Source organism: Stenotrophomonas sp. SMYL20 (assembly GCF_036320045.1).
Lineage (GTDB): Bacteria > Pseudomonadota > Gammaproteobacteria > Xanthomonadales > Xanthomonadaceae > Stenotrophomonas > Stenotrophomonas maltophilia_A.
Genome location: NZ_JAWIRT010000018.1, coordinates 103,370 through 118,667, shown reverse-complemented (window position 1 = coordinate 118,667; position 15,298 = coordinate 103,370). Strand labels below are relative to the sequence as shown.

21 protein-coding genes and 2 tRNA genes are annotated in these 15,298 nt (G+C 66.6%); 18 read left to right on the top strand and 5 right to left on the bottom strand.

Going from position 1 to position 15,298, the window contains the following annotated elements; translation table 11 throughout:
• The first annotated feature begins 90 nt into the window (after positions 1-90).
• The 6 genes from V3B48_RS14995 to V3B48_RS14970 all read left to right on the top strand — a co-directional run bounded on the left by V3B48_RS14995 (position 91) and on the right by V3B48_RS14970 (position 2,230).
• Positions 91-333 carry a hypothetical protein gene (locus V3B48_RS14995; protein ID WP_180832848.1) on the top strand — a complete coding sequence of 81 codons (243 nt, stop codon included), beginning with the start codon at positions 91-93 and terminating at the stop codon, positions 331-333.
• A gap of 87 nt (positions 334-420) precedes the next feature.
• A complete protein-coding gene (locus V3B48_RS14990; RefSeq protein WP_010480583.1) occupies positions 421-630 on the top strand; it encodes a hypothetical protein in 210 nt (69 codons plus the stop codon).
• Complete coding sequence (locus V3B48_RS14985) at positions 627-1,625, top strand: hypothetical protein (protein WP_329894001.1); 999 nt, start codon at positions 627-629, stop codon at positions 1,623-1,625. Before V3B48_RS14990 ends, V3B48_RS14985 begins: the two co-directional genes overlap by 4 nt.
• Complete coding sequence (locus V3B48_RS14980; protein ID WP_329894000.1) at positions 1,622-1,822, top strand: hypothetical protein; 201 nt, start codon at positions 1,622-1,624, stop codon at positions 1,820-1,822. Before V3B48_RS14985 ends, V3B48_RS14980 begins: the two co-directional genes overlap by 4 nt.
• Positions 1,815-2,021: a hypothetical protein gene (locus V3B48_RS14975; protein ID WP_329893999.1), complete on the top strand. Its 207-nt coding sequence runs from the start codon at positions 1,815-1,817 to the stop codon at positions 2,019-2,021. The genes V3B48_RS14980 and V3B48_RS14975 overlap by 8 nt, the downstream gene beginning before the upstream one ends.
• Positions 2,018-2,230, top strand: coding sequence for a hypothetical protein (locus V3B48_RS14970; RefSeq protein WP_329893998.1), 213 nt, complete (start codon positions 2,018-2,020; stop codon positions 2,228-2,230). The genes V3B48_RS14975 and V3B48_RS14970 overlap by 4 nt, the downstream gene beginning before the upstream one ends.
• Before the next feature lie 35 nt (positions 2,231-2,265).
• On the opposite strand, the gene V3B48_RS14965 is transcribed toward V3B48_RS14970, so the two are convergent.
• Positions 2,266-2,748 (bottom strand): hypothetical protein, encoded by a 483-nt coding sequence (locus tag V3B48_RS14965; RefSeq protein ID WP_329893997.1) that lies wholly within the window; start codon positions 2,746-2,748, stop codon positions 2,266-2,268.
• Between the two features lie 51 nt (positions 2,749-2,799).
• On the opposite strand from V3B48_RS14965, the gene V3B48_RS14960 reads away from it, so the two are divergent.
• The gene (locus V3B48_RS14960; protein ID WP_329893996.1) at positions 2,800-3,108 is read left to right on the top strand and encodes a hypothetical protein; all 309 of its coding nucleotides are present in this window, start codon (positions 2,800-2,802) and stop codon (positions 3,106-3,108) included.
• Positions 3,109-3,118: 10 nt separating this feature from the next.
• Positions 3,119-3,361: an AlpA family phage regulatory protein gene (locus V3B48_RS14955; protein WP_329893995.1), complete on the top strand. Its 243-nt coding sequence runs from the start codon at positions 3,119-3,121 to the stop codon at positions 3,359-3,361.
• A 161-nt stretch (positions 3,362-3,522) separates the two neighbouring features.
• On the opposite strand, the gene V3B48_RS14950 is transcribed toward V3B48_RS14955, so the two are convergent.
• Positions 3,523-3,693, bottom strand: coding sequence for a hypothetical protein (locus V3B48_RS14950; protein WP_165929940.1), 171 nt, complete (start codon positions 3,691-3,693; stop codon positions 3,523-3,525).
• A 161-nt stretch (positions 3,694-3,854) separates the two neighbouring features.
• Here V3B48_RS14950 and V3B48_RS14945 point away from each other — a divergent pair, with 161 nt between their 5' ends.
• Positions 3,855-4,340 (top strand): hypothetical protein, encoded by a 486-nt coding sequence (locus V3B48_RS14945; protein ID WP_049401705.1) that lies wholly within the window; start codon positions 3,855-3,857, stop codon positions 4,338-4,340.
• Between the two features lie 6 nt (positions 4,341-4,346).
• Here the strand turns inward: V3B48_RS14945 and V3B48_RS14940 are convergent, their stop codons facing one another.
• Entirely contained in the window at positions 4,347-5,108 is a 762-nt protein-coding gene (locus V3B48_RS14940; RefSeq protein ID WP_032130300.1) for an SDR family oxidoreductase, read from the bottom strand.
• A gap of 132 nt (positions 5,109-5,240) precedes the next feature.
• Between V3B48_RS14940 and V3B48_RS14935 the strand changes: the two genes are divergently transcribed.
• Entirely contained in the window at positions 5,241-6,083 is an 843-nt protein-coding gene (locus V3B48_RS14935) for a methylated-DNA--[protein]-cysteine S-methyltransferase (RefSeq protein ID WP_329893994.1), read from the top strand.
• Between the two features lie 217 nt (positions 6,084-6,300).
• Here V3B48_RS14935 and V3B48_RS14930 read toward each other — a convergent pair whose 3' ends face one another.
• Positions 6,301-7,326, bottom strand: coding sequence for an NADP-dependent oxidoreductase (locus tag V3B48_RS14930; protein WP_329893993.1), 1,026 nt, complete (start codon positions 7,324-7,326; stop codon positions 6,301-6,303).
• A 334-nt stretch (positions 7,327-7,660) separates the two neighbouring features.
• On the opposite strand from V3B48_RS14930, the gene V3B48_RS14925 reads away from it, so the two are divergent.
• The 8 genes from V3B48_RS14925 to dxs all read left to right on the top strand — a co-directional run bounded on the left by V3B48_RS14925 (position 7,661) and on the right by dxs (position 14,831).
• A tRNA-Phe gene (locus V3B48_RS14925) sits at positions 7,661-7,736 on the top strand.
• 73 nt (positions 7,737-7,809) lie between these two features.
• A tRNA-Phe gene (locus V3B48_RS14920) sits at positions 7,810-7,885 on the top strand.
• Between the two features lie 100 nt (positions 7,886-7,985).
• Positions 7,986-8,561, top strand: a complete 576-nt coding sequence (locus V3B48_RS14915) for a hypothetical protein (protein ID WP_107432594.1) — start codon at positions 7,986-7,988, stop codon at positions 8,559-8,561.
• Between the two features lie 96 nt (positions 8,562-8,657).
• On the top strand, positions 8,658-9,209 hold the full coding sequence (locus V3B48_RS14910) for a lipocalin family protein (RefSeq protein ID WP_049401708.1): 552 nt from the start codon (positions 8,658-8,660) through the stop codon (positions 9,207-9,209).
• Between the two features lie 162 nt (positions 9,210-9,371).
• Positions 9,372-9,848, top strand: coding sequence for an LEA type 2 family protein (locus V3B48_RS14905; RefSeq protein ID WP_032130304.1), 477 nt, complete (start codon positions 9,372-9,374; stop codon positions 9,846-9,848).
• Positions 9,849-9,913: 65 nt separating this feature from the next.
• Complete coding sequence (locus V3B48_RS14900) at positions 9,914-11,704, top strand: acyl-CoA dehydrogenase C-terminal domain-containing protein (protein ID WP_032130305.1); 1,791 nt, start codon at positions 9,914-9,916, stop codon at positions 11,702-11,704.
• Between the two features lie 448 nt (positions 11,705-12,152).
• On the top strand, positions 12,153-12,818 hold the full coding sequence (locus tag V3B48_RS14895) for an HNH endonuclease (RefSeq protein ID WP_019336875.1): 666 nt from the start codon (positions 12,153-12,155) through the stop codon (positions 12,816-12,818).
• A gap of 105 nt (positions 12,819-12,923) precedes the next feature.
• Positions 12,924-14,831: a 1-deoxy-D-xylulose-5-phosphate synthase gene (dxs, locus tag V3B48_RS14890; RefSeq protein ID WP_329893992.1), complete on the top strand. Its 1,908-nt coding sequence runs from the start codon at positions 12,924-12,926 to the stop codon at positions 14,829-14,831.
• Positions 14,832-14,983: 152 nt separating this feature from the next.
• On the opposite strand, the gene V3B48_RS14885 is transcribed toward dxs, so the two are convergent.
• A complete protein-coding gene (locus tag V3B48_RS14885; RefSeq protein ID WP_005417823.1) occupies positions 14,984-15,187 on the bottom strand; it encodes a hypothetical protein in 204 nt (67 codons plus the stop codon).
• Positions 15,188-15,298 lie beyond the last annotated feature (111 nt).

Below are 15,298 nucleotides of genomic sequence, written 5' to 3'. Positions count from 1 at the left end.
CGCCATGGCCGTCGGCATCCCGCCCATCAGCGCGCCCGCCGGCCCGGCGCCCGCGCCGGCCGAGACCACCAGCGAACAGGAGAACGAGTAATGCGCCACCTGGCCCTGCCCTTCTTCTGCGCCGTCGCCGTCGGCCTGCTCCTCGCCCTGCTCGCTTGGGCCCTGCGCAACCAGCTCGACGCCGTCGCCCTCGCCTGCGCCATCGGCGCCGTGTTCTTCGCATGGCGCTGCTGGGAAGACCTCCACACCAGCTGGCCAGCGTTCAAGGCCGAGATGCAGCGCCGCAGCGATGAACGACAGCGCGCCCCGCTCGCCGCTGACGACACCCACTGACCCCCTGCCCTGCGCTCTCCCCCTGTAGCGCAGGGAACCCGCGCCGGCCGGGTTCCAGCAGCCGGCAACCCATTCCAGGAGTCCAGCGTGCGTAACCAGCTCGACATCTTCGATCACGACCCAGCCCGCATGGCAGCGGCCAACCGCGCCGCCGCCGAACACGCGCTGCACGACGTGCAGTTCACCGAGGCAGAGCGGGAGGAGCGCGCCGCTCACTACATCGGCGAGGCCGAACGCTGGGAACACCTCGCCGCGCACAGCGCGCGCTCCACCAACAGCAAGGACATGCAGGCATGAGCAACGACAACAAGACCCTGGCGGACGTGCAGCCCGGTGGGAGGGTGAGGCTGGGGGATGGGCTGGCCGTCGAGAAGCTGGCACGGGAGCTTCTGGCTAAAGAGTGGGATGGCCTCCACACGGAGCATATGAGCTGGTCGGATACGGAGAGTGGAGAGGTCGAGGCGGCTTGGATCCGCTCGCTTATCGCTGCCCTACTGCGGGATCAACCCGTTGAACCGCTGGACCACAAGGGTGGTTGCGGATCGGTCGCGAGCGCGAGGGAACTGTTGGATCTTTACGCTGACCCCATTCCAGTCGCAGTCGAGAATGGAAGCTGGTTCATGGTCCGCGAGCAGGATGCGCTGGATGCGATCCGTGCCGCCCTCTCCGCCCAGCCCTCCCCGGGTGGTCAGGGGGATGCATCCCACTATTGGCCGGAGGTTGATCGCATCCTGGTCGACGCCTATGTAGCGGGAAGCGAAGGCGACGAGTTCGACATGATCGCTGCACGGAATGCGATCCACACCGCCCTCGCCGCCCGCCAGCCGTCCAAGCAACCGGATAGCGTTGCTCTGGGCGAAGCAACGGAATTCTGCATCGAGAAGGGCGACCGACAGCCAGCGGGGGAGCAACCGGCTATTCCAGAAGGCTGGGCGCTGGTCGATTTGGCCGAGTACACGGTTCTTCCGCAGACTCCTACTACGGCCATGATGGATGCCGGGTGGCCCATCGGCGAGCAGATAACGGATCAGTTCGACGTAAAGGGCGCATACGCAGACCTGATTGCTGAGCATGAAGCAAAGGGCGAAGGCATCATCCACGGGCCGATCCAGGTGCCCGCGCAGGCCGTTGACCTGGGCGGAATGCCGGAAGGCTGGCGCCTGAGCAAGAAGGCTACCTGCTACCAGCTCTCGCACGGGAACGACATCATCGGCAACTTGGTTGGGCCGGATGCAGAGGAGAACGCGGCAATCATCGCTCGCGTCCTCGACAGCCAGGCGGTGGGCAAATGAGCCGCCAGCGCTGGAAGCGCCACACGGGTCGCGGCATTCCGGACGACGCTCACGGCCCTGTCGATGTCGAGTTCCGGGACGGAGACATTGCGAGCTACCCCGATGGCGAATCGCTGGGCGGCTGGAGTCACGAGGGCGTTGAGTACGACGTTCTCATGTACCGGCCACGCCCGGATCGGATCGCGGCCCATGGCTGACCAGCTGCTCACCGCTGCACAGGCCAAGCACACAGCGCGCGTGCTGCTGACCGAATGCCGGGCACGCCGACACGGCCTCGGCTTCTGGTTCACCTTCAACGCTGCACAGCGCGCACGCATACGTGCCAGCACTCCCGCCCCACTACCGGCATCGCCGCGCGCACCGGCACTGCCGGCCCAACTGGACCTGTTCGCATGACTAGCATCGTCCGCAACAACCTGCTGACACGAGAGGGCTACACGCCGTATTGCGGGCAACCGTCCTGCAGCGCCGGCATGCCCCGCACCACCTGGGACGGCGAGCAGTTCCGCTGCCGATGCGGCTGGCGGTCCAGCTTCCCTGCCGATTTCATCGCCGATTACAGAGCAGCCTGGCCGCAGCTGCGCGTTGCGCTGGTCAGGAACTGAAGGAGGACAACATGGTCCAGAAGAACAAGGCCGCTCTAGCGCTTCCGCTCCGCCTCAAGCTCGCCCAGCACGGCCGCCAGGCCGCGATTGCTGGCAATAGCTCGATCATGCCGGGTCTCCCCGGGCTTTCCCGCATTGAGCCAATCCTTCGCTCGCGTCCGAAGCACCAGGTTTGCCGCTTCCAGAACCACATGGTGGCGAGCATTCCTATGTCCCATCGCGAGCCGAGGGCCGAACACAGCCAGCAGCGTCGCGCCCGGCTCCAGAAGCTGTTGCGCCGCATCGCCCTCCAGGTGCTCACCGTGGTGAACCTGCCTGGCCAGCGCCTCCAACAGATCGGCCAGCGACCGGTCAGCGCCCGGAGCCATGGCGGCACGGATCTGCTGCCGCTGCCAATGCGTCGTCGGCCTCTTGGCCAATACCAAGTCCTGAACGTCAGCGCTCTGTCGCAGAGCGCCCGCCTCAGCCTTGGCGCGGAGCCACAACTCCGCATGCGTCGAATTCGCATATTGACTCATGCACCCCAGTGTAGCGCCAGCCATTCCCCGCATTTCCATCGGAGCTGACACATGACCCAGGAACATATCAGCCACCCGGAAGGGTTGCCGAACTGCGCCGCCGGCCACCGCGCGCGCCACATCCACGACAAGCGCTGCGCCTCCGCCGGCGGAGGCCACCTGGTTGAGTGCGCCTGCAGGTCGACCAGCAAGCATGCCGATCCCGACAAGGCCATCGAGGCGTGGCGCCGTCTCAATCGCCCGGCTCGCGGCGCGCGGCCGGCCGCTACGACTGCAGCAGCCGACAACGTGCTGCAGTTCCAGCTCGGCCTGGCCGAGCGCAAACCTAAGACCCAGCGCGCGGCGCTGGCCAACCGTTGAAGGAGAAATCATGAGCGACTTCGCTGCCCCCACGTCTCGCGCCCCGAAGCTGATTCGCCTGAAAGAGGTCAGCGCGCGCACTGGCCTAGCCAAGAACACGATCTATGACCGGATTCGCCGGGGCGAGTTTCCCGCGCAAATCGACCTCGGCGGCAACTGCTCGGCTTGGTCTGAGGACGAAATCAACGCCTGGATTCTGTCAAAAATGAACGCAAGGAACGTGGATGAACGCGGCCTACCCAGTGCTGCATGATGCGGGGGCACATCTGGGGGCATCTCATCTACTCAGCGCTTTGAAACCATTGCGGCACATGGGATTCACTGCTTATCGTGATTCCCCTTGGCTCCACCACTATTCAGAAGAACCCGTAGATCTCCGTGATCTGCGGGTTTTTTCTTTTCAGCGCCCGCGGCTCAGGCCGGCTCCTCGCCGCCGTCCTTGCGCTGCGGGCTGCGCGAGTGCGTATCGCGCACCTGTTGATCGCGCTGCCCCGGCCGCTGCTTGGCCACGTCGTCCTGCTTCCTGTCCTGGCGGCTTTCCTGGATGCCCTGCTTCGGGTCCTGATCCTTGCCTCGCTCGTTCATTGAAATCTCCCTCGCCGGCGGAACGCCAACGTTGCCCATCACGCTAGAGGTTGCCGGGTAAGCCACAGGTCAGTCCTGTGCCAACGTCATGTGCAGGCACTGGCTTGCCGCTGCGGCCCCCGTGCAGCCAGAATCCGAGGCACCACGCCCACCGGTATGCCATGCCCTCTTCTGCCCAGCACGCAGCACACGCCATGCCGATGCGCCTCGATGCGACCGACGGCAGCATCCAGCTCGGCAATCTGCCGACACTGATCGGCCCCACCCTGTCACGGGATGAGGCGCGTATCGCGTTCGCCACGCTGGTGCGAGGGGAGCACGACGTCGGCACCGGCTATCACTGGCTGAGCCTGCACGGGCTCAGCCTGGGTGGTGCGCCCGCTGGCATCAGCCTGTGCTTCCACGGGCAACAGCTCGACATGGTGACGATGGGCGTCGATCTACCCGGTGCAACACTGGAAGACGGCTGGCCAACCCAGGCAGCGATCGATGCCGAAGTCGCGTTCATGCGCCGCACCTTGGCCACGGCATTGGGGCGAAAACTGGCCGGCGGCTGCGCCCGGTTCAACTGGGGCGAAGCCTGGGCCCGTTTCGATCCGAAAGGCTTCATGGCCAGCAGCGGCATTCGCTACTCACCACGCACGTGACCGCGCTCAGGTACGGGTGATCGACACCCCACCCTCCACGCGCATCGCGGTACCCGTAACGAAACTGCTCTCATCGCTGGCCAGGAACAGCGCCGCATTGGCGATCTCCTCCGGCTCGGCGAGGCGCTTGAGTGCGTGCAGCGAGCGCACGAAGTCGCGGGCATCGCCGGTCGGTGCGGCCTGCCGGCCCATCTCCGTATCGGTGCCACCGGGCAGCAGTACGTTGCTGCGCACGCCGCGCGCACCGTATTCGGCAGCGATCACCTGGCTCAGGCCGATCAGCCCGGCCTTGCTTGACGCATAGGCCGCCATGCCCGGGAATCCCACGGTGTGGCCGACGAAGGTACCGACGAACACCAGCGAGCCGCCGCCGCGCGCCAGCAGTGCCGGCAGCTGCGCGCGTGCCGCATGGAAGGCGGCGTCGAGATTGGTGGCCATCACCTCGCGCCAGGCATCCACCGGAAACTCCGCCGCCGGCACGCCCGGGCCGAGCATGCCGGCATTGTTGAGCGCGATGTCCAGGCCGCCGAATGACTGCTGGGCCAGATCGACCAGCGCCTGCGCCGTGCCCGGGTTGGCCACGTCGGCGGCATGCACCACGGCTTCGCCACCGGCAGCGCGAATCTGCTCGGCCAGCGCCTGCAGCGGCTCCGGCCGCCGTGCGTTGAGCACCAGCTTTGCTCCTTCGGCAGCGAAGCGCAGCGCGCTGGCGCGGCCGATACCGGCGCTGGCACCGGTGATGAGAGCAATCTTGTTGTTCAGGCGCATGGTCGTGGTACCGGTTGTGAAGTGGCCGCCACGATGCCGTGCCTTCGGCCCGCCAACACTCCGTTTCCGGGCCTCACAGGTGAGTGCAGGAAACGGAGTTTCCGCAGCACCGGCACGTGCCAGAATCCGGCCATGGACAGTACCGCCACCACCGCCCTCGATGACCGCATCGAACGGGTCTGCCGCCACCTGCAGACCAGCCTCGACGAACCCTCGCTGCAGCAACTGGCCGATATCGCTGGCTGCAGCCCGACGCGCTTGCATCGCCTGTTCAAGCAGTCCACCGGGCTGACCCCCAAGCAGTACGCCGCCGCGCTGCGCGCCGACCGCCTGCGCACCGGGCTGGAACAACAGGAACGCATCACCGACGCCTTCCACGATGCTGGCTTCGGTTCCAGTGGACGCTTCTACGAGAACGCACCGAAGTTGCTGGGCATGACGCCCAAGCAATGGCGCGCAGGGGGGCGCGGCGAAGTCATCCACTTCGCGCTTGCCGAAAGTTCCCTTGGCAGCGTGCTGGTGGCCAGCAGTGCCACCGGCGTGGTCGCGATCCTGCTCGGCGACGATCCGGAGACCCTGCTGCAGTCGCTGCAGCAACGCTTCCGACAGGCCGAACTGGTGGGCGCCGACCAGGGCTACGAGCAACTGGTGGCACAGGTCGTAGGCATGGTCGAGGATCCTTCGCGGGGCGCCACGCTGCCGCTGGACATCCGTGGCACCGCGTTCCAGCAACGGGTGTGGCAGGCACTGCAGCAGATTCCGCGCGGGCAGACTGCCTCGTATGCGGATATCGCCGCGCGTATCGGCGCGCCGCGCTCAAGCCGTGCCGTCGCACGCGCATGCGCAAGCAATCCGTTGGCGGTGGCCGTGCCCTGCCACCGCGTGGTGCGCCGCGATGGCGACCTGTCCGGCTATGCCTGGGGCGTAGCGCGCAAGCGCGAACTGCTGCGCCGGGAAAAGGCCTCGACTGCCTGAAGTGGGTGCCGACCTTGGTCGGCACACCCAGCTTCCCGTAGCTGCCGACCTTGGTCGGCACACTCAGCCTCCCGTAGCTGCCGACCTTGGTCGGCACACTCAGCTTCCCGTAGCTGCCGACCTTGGTCGGCACACCCAGCTTCCCGTAGGTGCCGACCTTGGTCGGCACACCCAGCTTCCCGTAGGTGCCGACCTTGGTCGGCACACCGCCAAGGCCTCAATCCAGCTTCACCACCAGCTTGCCGAAGTTGCGCCCCTGCAACAGCCCGAAGAACGCCTCCGGCGCATTCTCCAGCCCTTCCACCACATCCTCGCGGTACTGGATGCGGCCGTCGCGCAGCCATTGCGGCATCTCGCGTTCGAAGTCCGGCCACAGATGGTTGAAGTCGTGCACGATGAAACCACGCACGGTCAGGCGCTGGCGCAGGATCTGGCTGAACAGTGCGGGCAACCGGTCCGGGCCGGGCTGCTCGACGCCCCGCTCGTTGTAGGTGGCGATGGTGCCGCACACCGGAATGCGGGCGAAGTCGTTGAGCAGCGGCAGCACTGCACCCAGCACGTGCCCGCCCACGTTCTCGAAATACACGTCGATACCCCTGGGCACCGCCGCACGCAGCTGCGCGGCGAAATCAGCGGCGCGATGATCCAGCGCCACGTCCACGCCCAGCGTCTGCAGATAGGCACGCTTGGCTTCGCCGCCGGCGATGGCGACCACGCGCGCGCCCTGCAGCTTGGCCAGCTGGGCCACGGTCGCGCCCACCGGCCCGGTCGCGGCAGCCACCACCAGCGTCTCGCCCGGCTTCAAACGGGCGATTTCATGAAGGCTGGAATAGGCGGTGAAGCCGGGCATGCCATACACGCCCAGCGCGGTACTCAGCGGCAGTCCGGCCGGGTCCAGGCGGCGCCCCAGTGCCTTGGCCGGCAGCACCGCGTGGGTCTGCCAGCCCCCCGGCGCCAGCACCAGCTCACCTGCGGCTACGCCCTCGGCGTTGGACTGCAGCACCTCGGCCACGGTCTGCCCTTCCATCACCGCGCCCACCGCCACCGGCGCGGCATACGAGGGGCCCTCGTCCATGCGTCCACGCATGTACGGGTCCAGCGACAGGTAGCGGTTGCGCAGCAGCACCTCGCCATCGGCCAATGACGGCAACGCAACCTGTTCCAGGCGGAAGTTGGCTGCACTTGGCGCCCCCTGCGGACGCGACGCAAGCACGATGCGGGAGGTGGTCGAGGGATCGGACATGGCCAGGTCTCTGCTGTTGCCAGCATCAGGAAAGGAGTGCCGACACTACGCCGCAGCCATCCCCGATGGCGGCCACGAAAACAGCGTTCCATCGCCCGGACCGGCGCAGGTCCGGCGCAGCCCTTGCCCTTGCAGCTTTGGCGATCGCGGCGATCTGCTGATTTCCACCGCAGACGATGATCGACTGGCCACGCCCCGCCCCAGAACGGAGGATCAAGCACTTGCGAGCGCGCAGACGGCAATGTGAAGAAATCTTGGCAAAACGCTTGCCGAAGGCAGCCGACCTCCGTAATATACGCGTCCTTGGCAGCGACCTCGCTGCAACGAAACATGTGGCCGAGTAGCTCAGTTGGTAGAGCAGGGGATTGAAAATCCCCGTGTCGGCGGTTCGATTCCGTCTTCGGCCACCACTTTCGAAGGCCTGCAGAAATGCGGGTCTTTTTTTTCCGGAAACCGGGTTTGATCACGGTTGCCACACAATTTGGCCGAGTAGCTCAGTTGGTAGAGCAGGGGATTGAAAATCCCCGTGTCGGCGGTTCGATTCCGTCTTCGGCCACCATCTTCAGAGACCTGCAGAAATGCAGGTCTTTTTTTTTGCGCGACCGTGCCTGCCGTCTCTGTAGTACCGTTCTTGGTTCACTGCATGGAGCACTGATGACATGGATGACACCCCTTCCCTGTCCCAACTACGGCAATCGCTGCGTCGCCTGCAATGGCTGGTTGCCGGGCTGTCCGTATTGTTGCTTGGCTTGGCCGCAGTCACGGCCTGGCTGCTTTCGCAGCGCGATGCCCCATTACACGTCGATCATTTGAGCACGCGGCAGCTGCAGGTACTCGACGAGCACGGCGTGGTACGGGTGGAGATTGGCCAGGACAGCGTAGAAGAAGGGCGACGAAGCCGCGCTGCCGGCATCCTGATTTTCGACGCTTCCGGCGCCGAGCGAGGCGGCCTGAGCACGTTCGAGGACAACAGCGTCGCTCTTGCTCTGGACGCCCCGAAGGGACAGGGCGAGGACCGGTGGCGGGACCGGGCCGGACTCCGTGTGGACGCCGACGGCTCCGCGCAACTGCTGCTGACCGACAATCTGACCCGCGGCGCAGTACGCCTGCATTCCAAGGGAACTGGCGGCGGAGGGCTGGACACCTTCAAATGGGATATGGGCAGCGGCACATTGCATACGCGGACACTTACCTTTGACGGCGACGAGCGCAGTCAACGCCCGTTCGAGCAGTAGCCGCAACCGACGACGGCAATGGTGCCGGCGCATGGAACCTTTACACGCGCCCGTGGCCGCTCGCCTAAGCTCCAGACTCCTGCCTGGAGCCTGCCGATGCCTCTGCGCCCCACCCTGCTCGCCTGCCTGCTGCTGGCCGCCTCCCCGGTGATCGCCGCCGAACCGGTGCGCGCAGTCGACACGCTGGACATCGACCGCTACGCAGGCCAGTGGCACGAGATCGCGCATCTTCCGGTGTCGTTCCAGAAGCAGTGCGTCGGCGAGATCACCGCCAACTACGGGCTGCGCCGCGATGGCCGCATCAGTGTCACCAATGCCTGCCGCAACGGCGACGGAGAACGCGTGGTTGCTGAAGGCGTTGCACGCCCGGTTGCCGGCCATCCCGGCCAGTTGCAGGTGCGCTTCGTGCCGGACTGGCTGAGCTGGGTGCCGCTGGTCTGGGCCGACTACTGGGTCCTGGCACTGGACCCGGACTATCAGTGGGCGTTGGTCGGTGAGCCGGACCGTAAGTACCTGTGGATCCTCTCGCGCCTGCCGGAAATGGATCGCACCCGGTTCGAACAGTTGAAAGAGAAAGCCGAGACAATGGGCTACGACCTCGGCCCACTGCGCCTGATGGCTCCGATTCGCGATACGCCCGCCGACTGAACCGCGCCGCATCCGGCGCACCACGCGCGCGCCATCCGGCGCCCCGCACGCCCGGCCGCCATCTTCACGCGCTACCCTCTGCGACGGGTCGCCACAGGCGATCCAAACGACCATACGCCGTAGTATGCTTATCCAACGCACCCCTCCAGAGGACCTGCGCCCATGCTCCACCGCTTCCGTATCGCCTTGATCGTCCTGTGCACCCTCGCCCTTGTTGCCTGCAACAACGGCATCGTCAAGCGTGTTTCGGAACCGGCGGCCAGCCTGCAGCAGCTGACCGTGCGCGCCGACGGCAACTGGACCGTGGCCCTGCGCCTGCAGAACTACAGCTCCATGCCCATGACCTTCGATGACGTCGCGCTGGCGCTGACCGTCGGCGACAGCGACGCCGGCACCCTGCAGGCCAAGCCGGGCATTTCCATCGGCGGCACCTCGGCCGACGTCATCCAGGTCAATCTGGTGCCCAGCTCGGCCGCACGCCTGGTAGTGGCCGATGCGCTGGCCAGCAACCGCACCCTGGCCTATGGCCTGAAGGGAACGGTGGCAGCCACGCCGCAGGAAAAGAAGCAGCGCAGCTTCGACATCAGCAGCCGCAGCACCCTCAACCAGGCCCCGGGCCTGCCGGGCGTGCTGCGCTGACTCCCGCTTTCCGCCGCGGCGCCCGGCGCCGCTCCCCCTGTCCCTGATCAAATCGAGACGTACCGATGAGCAGCTACACCGCCCCGCTTTCCGACCTCCGTTTCGCCCTGCACGATGTGCTCAAGGTCGAACCCCTGTTCGCCCGCCTGGGCTTCACCGACGCCACCGCCGACGTGGTCGATGCCGTGCTGGAAGAAGCCGGCCGCTTCAGCGCCACCGTGCTGGCCCCGCTCAACAGCGTCGGCGACGAGATCGGCTGCGTGCTCGACCAGGCCACCGGTGAAGTGACCACCCCGCCCGGCTTCAAGCAGGCCTACGACCAGTTCGTCGATGGCGGCTGGACCGGCCTGACCGCCTCGCCGGAGCTGGGCGGCCAGGGCCTGCCGCACACCCTGGGCGTGCCGCTCAACGAGATGATCAACGCCGCCAACCTGGCCTGGGGCAACTTCCCGCTGCTCTCGCACGGCGCCATCGAAGCACTGAAGCAGCACGGCGAAGCCTGGCAGCACGAGGCCTTCCTGAAGCCGCTGATCGAGGGCCGCTGGACCGGCACCATGTGCCTGACCGAACCGCACTGCGGCACCGACCTGGGCCTGCTCAAGACCAAGGCCGAGCCGAATGCCGATGGCAGCTACTCGATCACCGGCACCAAGATCTTCATCACTGCCGGCGAGCACGACCTGACCGGCAACATCGTGCACCTGGTGCTGGCCAAGCTGCCTGACGCGCCCCCGGGTGCCAAGGGCATCTCGCTGTTCGTCACCCCGAAGTTCAAGGTCGACCGCGAAGGCAACGTCGGCGAGCGCAACGCACTGCGCTGCGGCTCGATCGAGCACAAGATGGGCATCAAGGGGTCGGTCACCTGCGTGATGAACTTCGATGGTGCGCAGGGCTACCTGGTCGGCCAGCCGCACAAGGGCCTGCAGGCTATGTTCACCATGATGAACACCGCGCGCCTGGGCGTCGGCCTGCAGGGCATCGGCCTGTCCGAGCGCGCCTACCAGAACGCACTGAAGTACAGCCGTGAGCGCCTGCAGTCGCGCGCCCTGAGCGGCGCCAAGTTCCCGGACAAGCCGGCCGACCCGATCCTGGTCCATCCGGATGTGCGCCGCATGCTGCTGACGGTGAAGTCACTGGTCGAGGGCAGCCGCCTGCTGGCCCTGCACGCCGCCACCCTGATCGACGTCGCCCACCACGCCGAGGACGCCGCCGAGCGCGAGCGCGCCGACACCCTGGTGAGCTTCCTGACCCCGATCTCCAAGGCCTGCCAGACCGAATGGGGTATCGAGAACACCTACAACGCCCTGCAGTGCTTCGGTGGCCACGGCTACATCCGCGAACACGGCATGGAGCAGCTGGCCCGCGATGCGCGCATCACCACGCTGTATGAAGGCACCACCGGCATCCAGGCGCTGGACCTGATCGGCCGCAAGACCGCGTCCAGCCAGGGTGCCGGCCTGAAGCTGATGCTGGCCGAGATCGAGGCGTTCGCCAAGGCCAACGAAGGCAACGAAGCGCTGGCCGAGTTCATCGGCCCGCTGCGCGCCAAGGCCGCCGAATGGGGCAAGCTGACCCTGGACGTGCTGCAGCGCGCGGCCGCCAACCCGGACGAACTGGGCGCGGCCAGCTATGACTACCTGTTCTATTCGGGTTACGTGGTGCTGGCCTACTGGTGGGCCCGCAGCGTGGCGGCCGCCGATGCCAGCGCGCACGGCGCCGCTTTCGCTCAGGGCAAGCGCGAGACCGCACGGTTCTACTTCGCCCGCGTGCTGCCGCGCACCCTCGCCCACGCCGCCGCGATCCAGGCCGGCGCCGCCCCGCTGATGGCGATGGACGACGAGCGCTTCGGCGCCTGAGCCGGGCTGCGCCCGGCACCCGCGGAGGCAACGGCTGGAGCAACAGCAACAGCCGGCTTCCTGAGGGATGGCAGGGTGGGTCCAATTGCGGGGGGCGCTGCAAGTACGTCCATGTAAGCTCGGTCGCCGCATCCATGCGGCTCACGCCCCCGCAACCGGACCCACCCCGCCCTCGACAGATTTCTGCTGCTGGTGGGTGTCGACCTTGGTCGACACGGTAGATCCACGCCACGCGTGGATGGAAACCACCGGGATCTCTCTGGAGAAGAGCCCCCCTTTGTTAAGGGGGGCGCGCCAACGGCGCAGGGGATAGGAGGAATGCGTGGGCATCCCAACCCGCCATCGGCGGGCTGGGATGCGGAATGCGTGGACCTGAATGTTGACGATTTGCGTATCGCCGACAGGCGATACACAAATCGTCAACATTCAGGTATAAGCTGTTCTCCCGATGGAGACAGACACTACACGCTTGGGTCTGATCGAAGCCGGAGCTCCGTTTTCTGCTCCGGGCGCCGAAGCATCGCCCAACGCCACGACGCTGCATCGCCCCGGTTCGGTCCGGCTACTCTCGCTTGATGCCCACGGACGCGTACTGGACTGGATCACCTGGCAGGATGCGGCGTGCCTCTACGCCCGCGAAGCCGTCGCCTGGACACTCGGCGATCCCTGCCTGCACATCCACGGCGGCACCAACCGCTTCAGCGGCCTGCAGAGCGGCATGGACCTGCACCCGATCATCGCCGCCCGCGGCCACGCCCGCTCCCGCGCGATCGACCCCACGCCGAACCTGACCAACCCGGCCCTGTTCGCCCGCGACGCGCACCTGTGCATGTACTGCGGCCAGCAGTTCAACCGCCCCACGCTCACCCGCGACCACGTCATGCCGCTGTCCAAGGGTGGCCTGGACTGCTGGGAAAACGTGGTCACCGCCTGCTTCCACTGCAACTCGCGCAAGAGCGACCGCACCCCGCAGCAGGCCGGAATGCCGTTGCTGGCGGTGCCTTACCGGCCCAGCTGGATCGAGCACCTGATCCTGTCCAACCGCAACATCCTGGCCGACCAGATGGCCTTCCTGAAGGCGCAATTGCCCAAGCGGTCAAAACTGAGCACCTGAATCGCTGAAAATGCAACCCTCACCGTCCTGTCACGGGCGGCGGCGTTTGCTTGCCCCACCCCCGTTTGAGGGCGAAAATGGGCGTTCAGAACAAGTGCGAACATAATGATCGACTCTGCCCGCTATCCCCGCCTCGCGCGCATCCAGACACCGGATGACCTGCGCACGTTCGACGAATCCGAATTGAGGGCGGTCGCCGACGAACTGCGCGCCTACCTCATCGAGTCGGTGGGCAAGAGCGGCGGCCACTTCGCCGCCGGCCTGGGCGTGATCGAACTCACCGTGGCCCTGCACTACCTGTACCAGACCCCGCAGGACCAGCTGGTCTGGGACGTCGGTCACCAGACCTACCCGCACAAGATCCTGACCGGTCGCCGCGACGAGATCCACACCGTCAAGCAGAAGGACGGCGTCGCGCCGTTCCCGAAGCGCGAAGAGAGCGAGTACGACACCTTCGGCGTCGGCCACTCCTCGACCTCGATCTCGGCCGCACTCGGCATGGCCATCGCCCGCCAGTCCGAAGGCGACAACCGCCAGGTCGTTGCAGTGATCGGTGATGGCGCAATGACCGCCGGCATGGCGTTCGAAGCGCTGATGCACGCCGGTGGCATGGAGCCCGAGCCGAACCTGCTGGTGATCCTCAACGACAACAACATGTCGATCTCCGAGGCGGTCGGCGGTCTGACCAAGATGCTCGGCCGCGCCACCGGCAGCCGCACGCTCAATGCGCTGCGCGAAGGCGGCAAGAAGATCCTCGGCGACAAGAAGAACAACCCGGCGCGCTTCGTGAAGCGCTGGGAAGAACACTGGAAGGGCATGTTCGTGCCGTCCACGATGTTCGAGGAAATGGGCTTCCACTACACCGGCCCGATCGACGGCCACGACATGCCGGCCCTGCTGTCCACGCTGAAGACGCTGCGCGCCTCCAAGGGCCCGAAGCTGCTGCACGTGATGACCACCAAGGGCAAGGGCTACGAGCCGGCCGAAGGCGACCAGATCGGTTACCACGCCGTCGGCCCGTTCGATCCGGACAAGGGACTGGTGGCCAAGGCCGGTGCCAAGAAGCCGACCTACACCGATGTGTTCAGCGACTGGCTGTGCGATGCCGCCGCTGCCGAGCCACGCCTGTACGGCATCACCCCGGCGATGCGCGAAGGCTCCGGCCTGGTGCGTTTCAGCAAGGAATACCCGCAGCGCTATTTCGACGTGGCAATTGCCGAGCAGCACGCGGTCACCCTCGCCGCCGGCATGGCCACCCAGGGCGGCAAGCCGGTGGTGGCGATCTACTCGACCTTCCTGCAGCGTGCGTACGACCAGCTGGTGCATGACGTGGCCATCCAGGACCTGGACGTGCTGTTCGCGATCGACCGCGCCGGCGTGGTCGGCCCGGACGGCGCGACCCATGCCGGCAACCTCGACCTGAGCTTCCTGCGGTGCGTGCCGAACCTGGTGGTGATGGCTCCGTCCAATGAAGCCGAGTGCCGGCAGATGCTCAGCACTGGCCTGCAGCACCCGGGCCCGGCTGCCGTGCGCTATCCGCGCGGCACCGGCACCGGCGTTGCCGCCGGTACCGACCTGTCGACCCTGCCGATCGGCAAGGGCGAGCTGCGCCTGCAGGGCAGCCGCGTCGCGCTGCTCGCCTTCGGCAGCACCGTGGCCGCCGCTGAGCAGGTCGGCCGCGAACTGGGCCTGAGCGTGGTCAACATGCGCTTCATCAAGCCGCTGGACCGCGAGCTGGTGCTGGCCGTGGCCGCCCAGCACGAGGGCCTGGCCACAATCGAAGACAATGTGGTGGCCGGCGGCGCCGGCTCCGGCGTCGGCGAACTGCTCAACGCCGAAGGCGTACTGCGCCCGATCCTGCACCTGGGCCTGCCCGACAGTTACCAGCACCACGCAAGCCGTGAGGACCTGCTGGCCGAAGCCGGTATCGATGCGGCGGGCATCCGCGCGGCGGTGCTCAAGCGCTGGCCGCAGCTGGCTGCCGGGACCCCGCCGCTCAGCGCAGCAGGCTGAGGCCGGTCACCACCAGTAGATCCACGCATGGCGTGGATCTACTGCGGAACAGGGGTCGATCCACGCCATGCGTGGAGACAGATGCAAAGTAGATCCACGCTGTGCGTGGCTAGCGGGCTCCGGAACGATGATCTGGCCGGAAACCCCAACCCTCAGCCGTAGCTGACCGCTTCCACGAACGCACCGCTGGCCTCCACCCGCACCGCAGCGCGCTGCCCGGTGTCGACGAAGTGGAGGCGTGCAAGGGTTTCAGCGAAATCGTAGGCCCGGGCACCATCGCGGAACTCGATCGGTTCCGGCCGGTCCGGGTGCAGCACGCGCCATTGGCGTTGCTCGCATTGCAGGCGGATCAACATGCAGCTCACTCCTTGAGGCAGCGTATCGACGGTGGCGGGACGGGCGTGCCGGTTACGGCAGACTTCATCGCGACGGATCAGGGGCACGCAGGGGTGCCCTGATCACAGAAG

Coding starts and splice junctions, on each gene's coding strand:
- V3B48_RS14965 (WP_329893997.1), bottom strand. CDS start 2,748: ATGAGTCAATATGCGAATTCGACGCATGCGGAGTTGTGGCTCCGCGCC.
- V3B48_RS14970 (WP_329893998.1), top strand. CDS start 2,018: ATGACTAGCATCGTCCGCAACAACCTGCTGACACGAGAGGGCTACACG.
- V3B48_RS14955 (WP_329893995.1), top strand. CDS start 3,119: ATGAGCGACTTCGCTGCCCCCACGTCTCGCGCCCCGAAGCTGATTCGC.
- V3B48_RS14930 (WP_329893993.1), bottom strand. CDS start 7,326: ATGTCCGATCCCTCGACCACCTCCCGCATCGTGCTTGCGTCGCGTCCG.
- V3B48_RS14985 (WP_329894001.1), top strand. CDS start 627: ATGAGCAACGACAACAAGACCCTGGCGGACGTGCAGCCCGGTGGGAGG.
- V3B48_RS14950 (WP_165929940.1), bottom strand. CDS start 3,693: ATGAACGAGCGAGGCAAGGATCAGGACCCGAAGCAGGGCATCCAGGAA.
- V3B48_RS14895 (WP_019336875.1), top strand. CDS start 12,153: ATGGAGACAGACACTACACGCTTGGGTCTGATCGAAGCCGGAGCTCCG.
- V3B48_RS14885 (WP_005417823.1), bottom strand. CDS start 15,187: ATGTTGATCCGCCTGCAATGCGAGCAACGCCAATGGCGCGTGCTGCAC.
- V3B48_RS14900 (WP_032130305.1), top strand. CDS start 9,914: ATGAGCAGCTACACCGCCCCGCTTTCCGACCTCCGTTTCGCCCTGCAC.
- V3B48_RS14980 (WP_329894000.1), top strand. CDS start 1,622: ATGAGCCGCCAGCGCTGGAAGCGCCACACGGGTCGCGGCATTCCGGAC.
- V3B48_RS14940 (WP_032130300.1), bottom strand. CDS start 5,108: ATGCGCCTGAACAACAAGATTGCTCTCATCACCGGTGCCAGCGCCGGT.
- V3B48_RS14935 (WP_329893994.1), top strand. CDS start 5,241: ATGGACAGTACCGCCACCACCGCCCTCGATGACCGCATCGAACGGGTC.
- V3B48_RS14995 (WP_180832848.1), top strand. CDS start 91: ATGCGCCACCTGGCCCTGCCCTTCTTCTGCGCCGTCGCCGTCGGCCTG.
- V3B48_RS14910 (WP_049401708.1), top strand. CDS start 8,658: ATGCCTCTGCGCCCCACCCTGCTCGCCTGCCTGCTGCTGGCCGCCTCC.
- V3B48_RS14915 (WP_107432594.1), top strand. CDS start 7,986: ATGGATGACACCCCTTCCCTGTCCCAACTACGGCAATCGCTGCGTCGC.
- V3B48_RS14960 (WP_329893996.1), top strand. CDS start 2,800: ATGACCCAGGAACATATCAGCCACCCGGAAGGGTTGCCGAACTGCGCC.
- dxs (WP_329893992.1), top strand. CDS start 12,924: ATGATCGACTCTGCCCGCTATCCCCGCCTCGCGCGCATCCAGACACCG.
- V3B48_RS14945 (WP_049401705.1), top strand. CDS start 3,855: ATGCCCTCTTCTGCCCAGCACGCAGCACACGCCATGCCGATGCGCCTC.
- V3B48_RS14905 (WP_032130304.1), top strand. CDS start 9,372: ATGCTCCACCGCTTCCGTATCGCCTTGATCGTCCTGTGCACCCTCGCC.
- V3B48_RS14975 (WP_329893999.1), top strand. CDS start 1,815: ATGGCTGACCAGCTGCTCACCGCTGCACAGGCCAAGCACACAGCGCGC.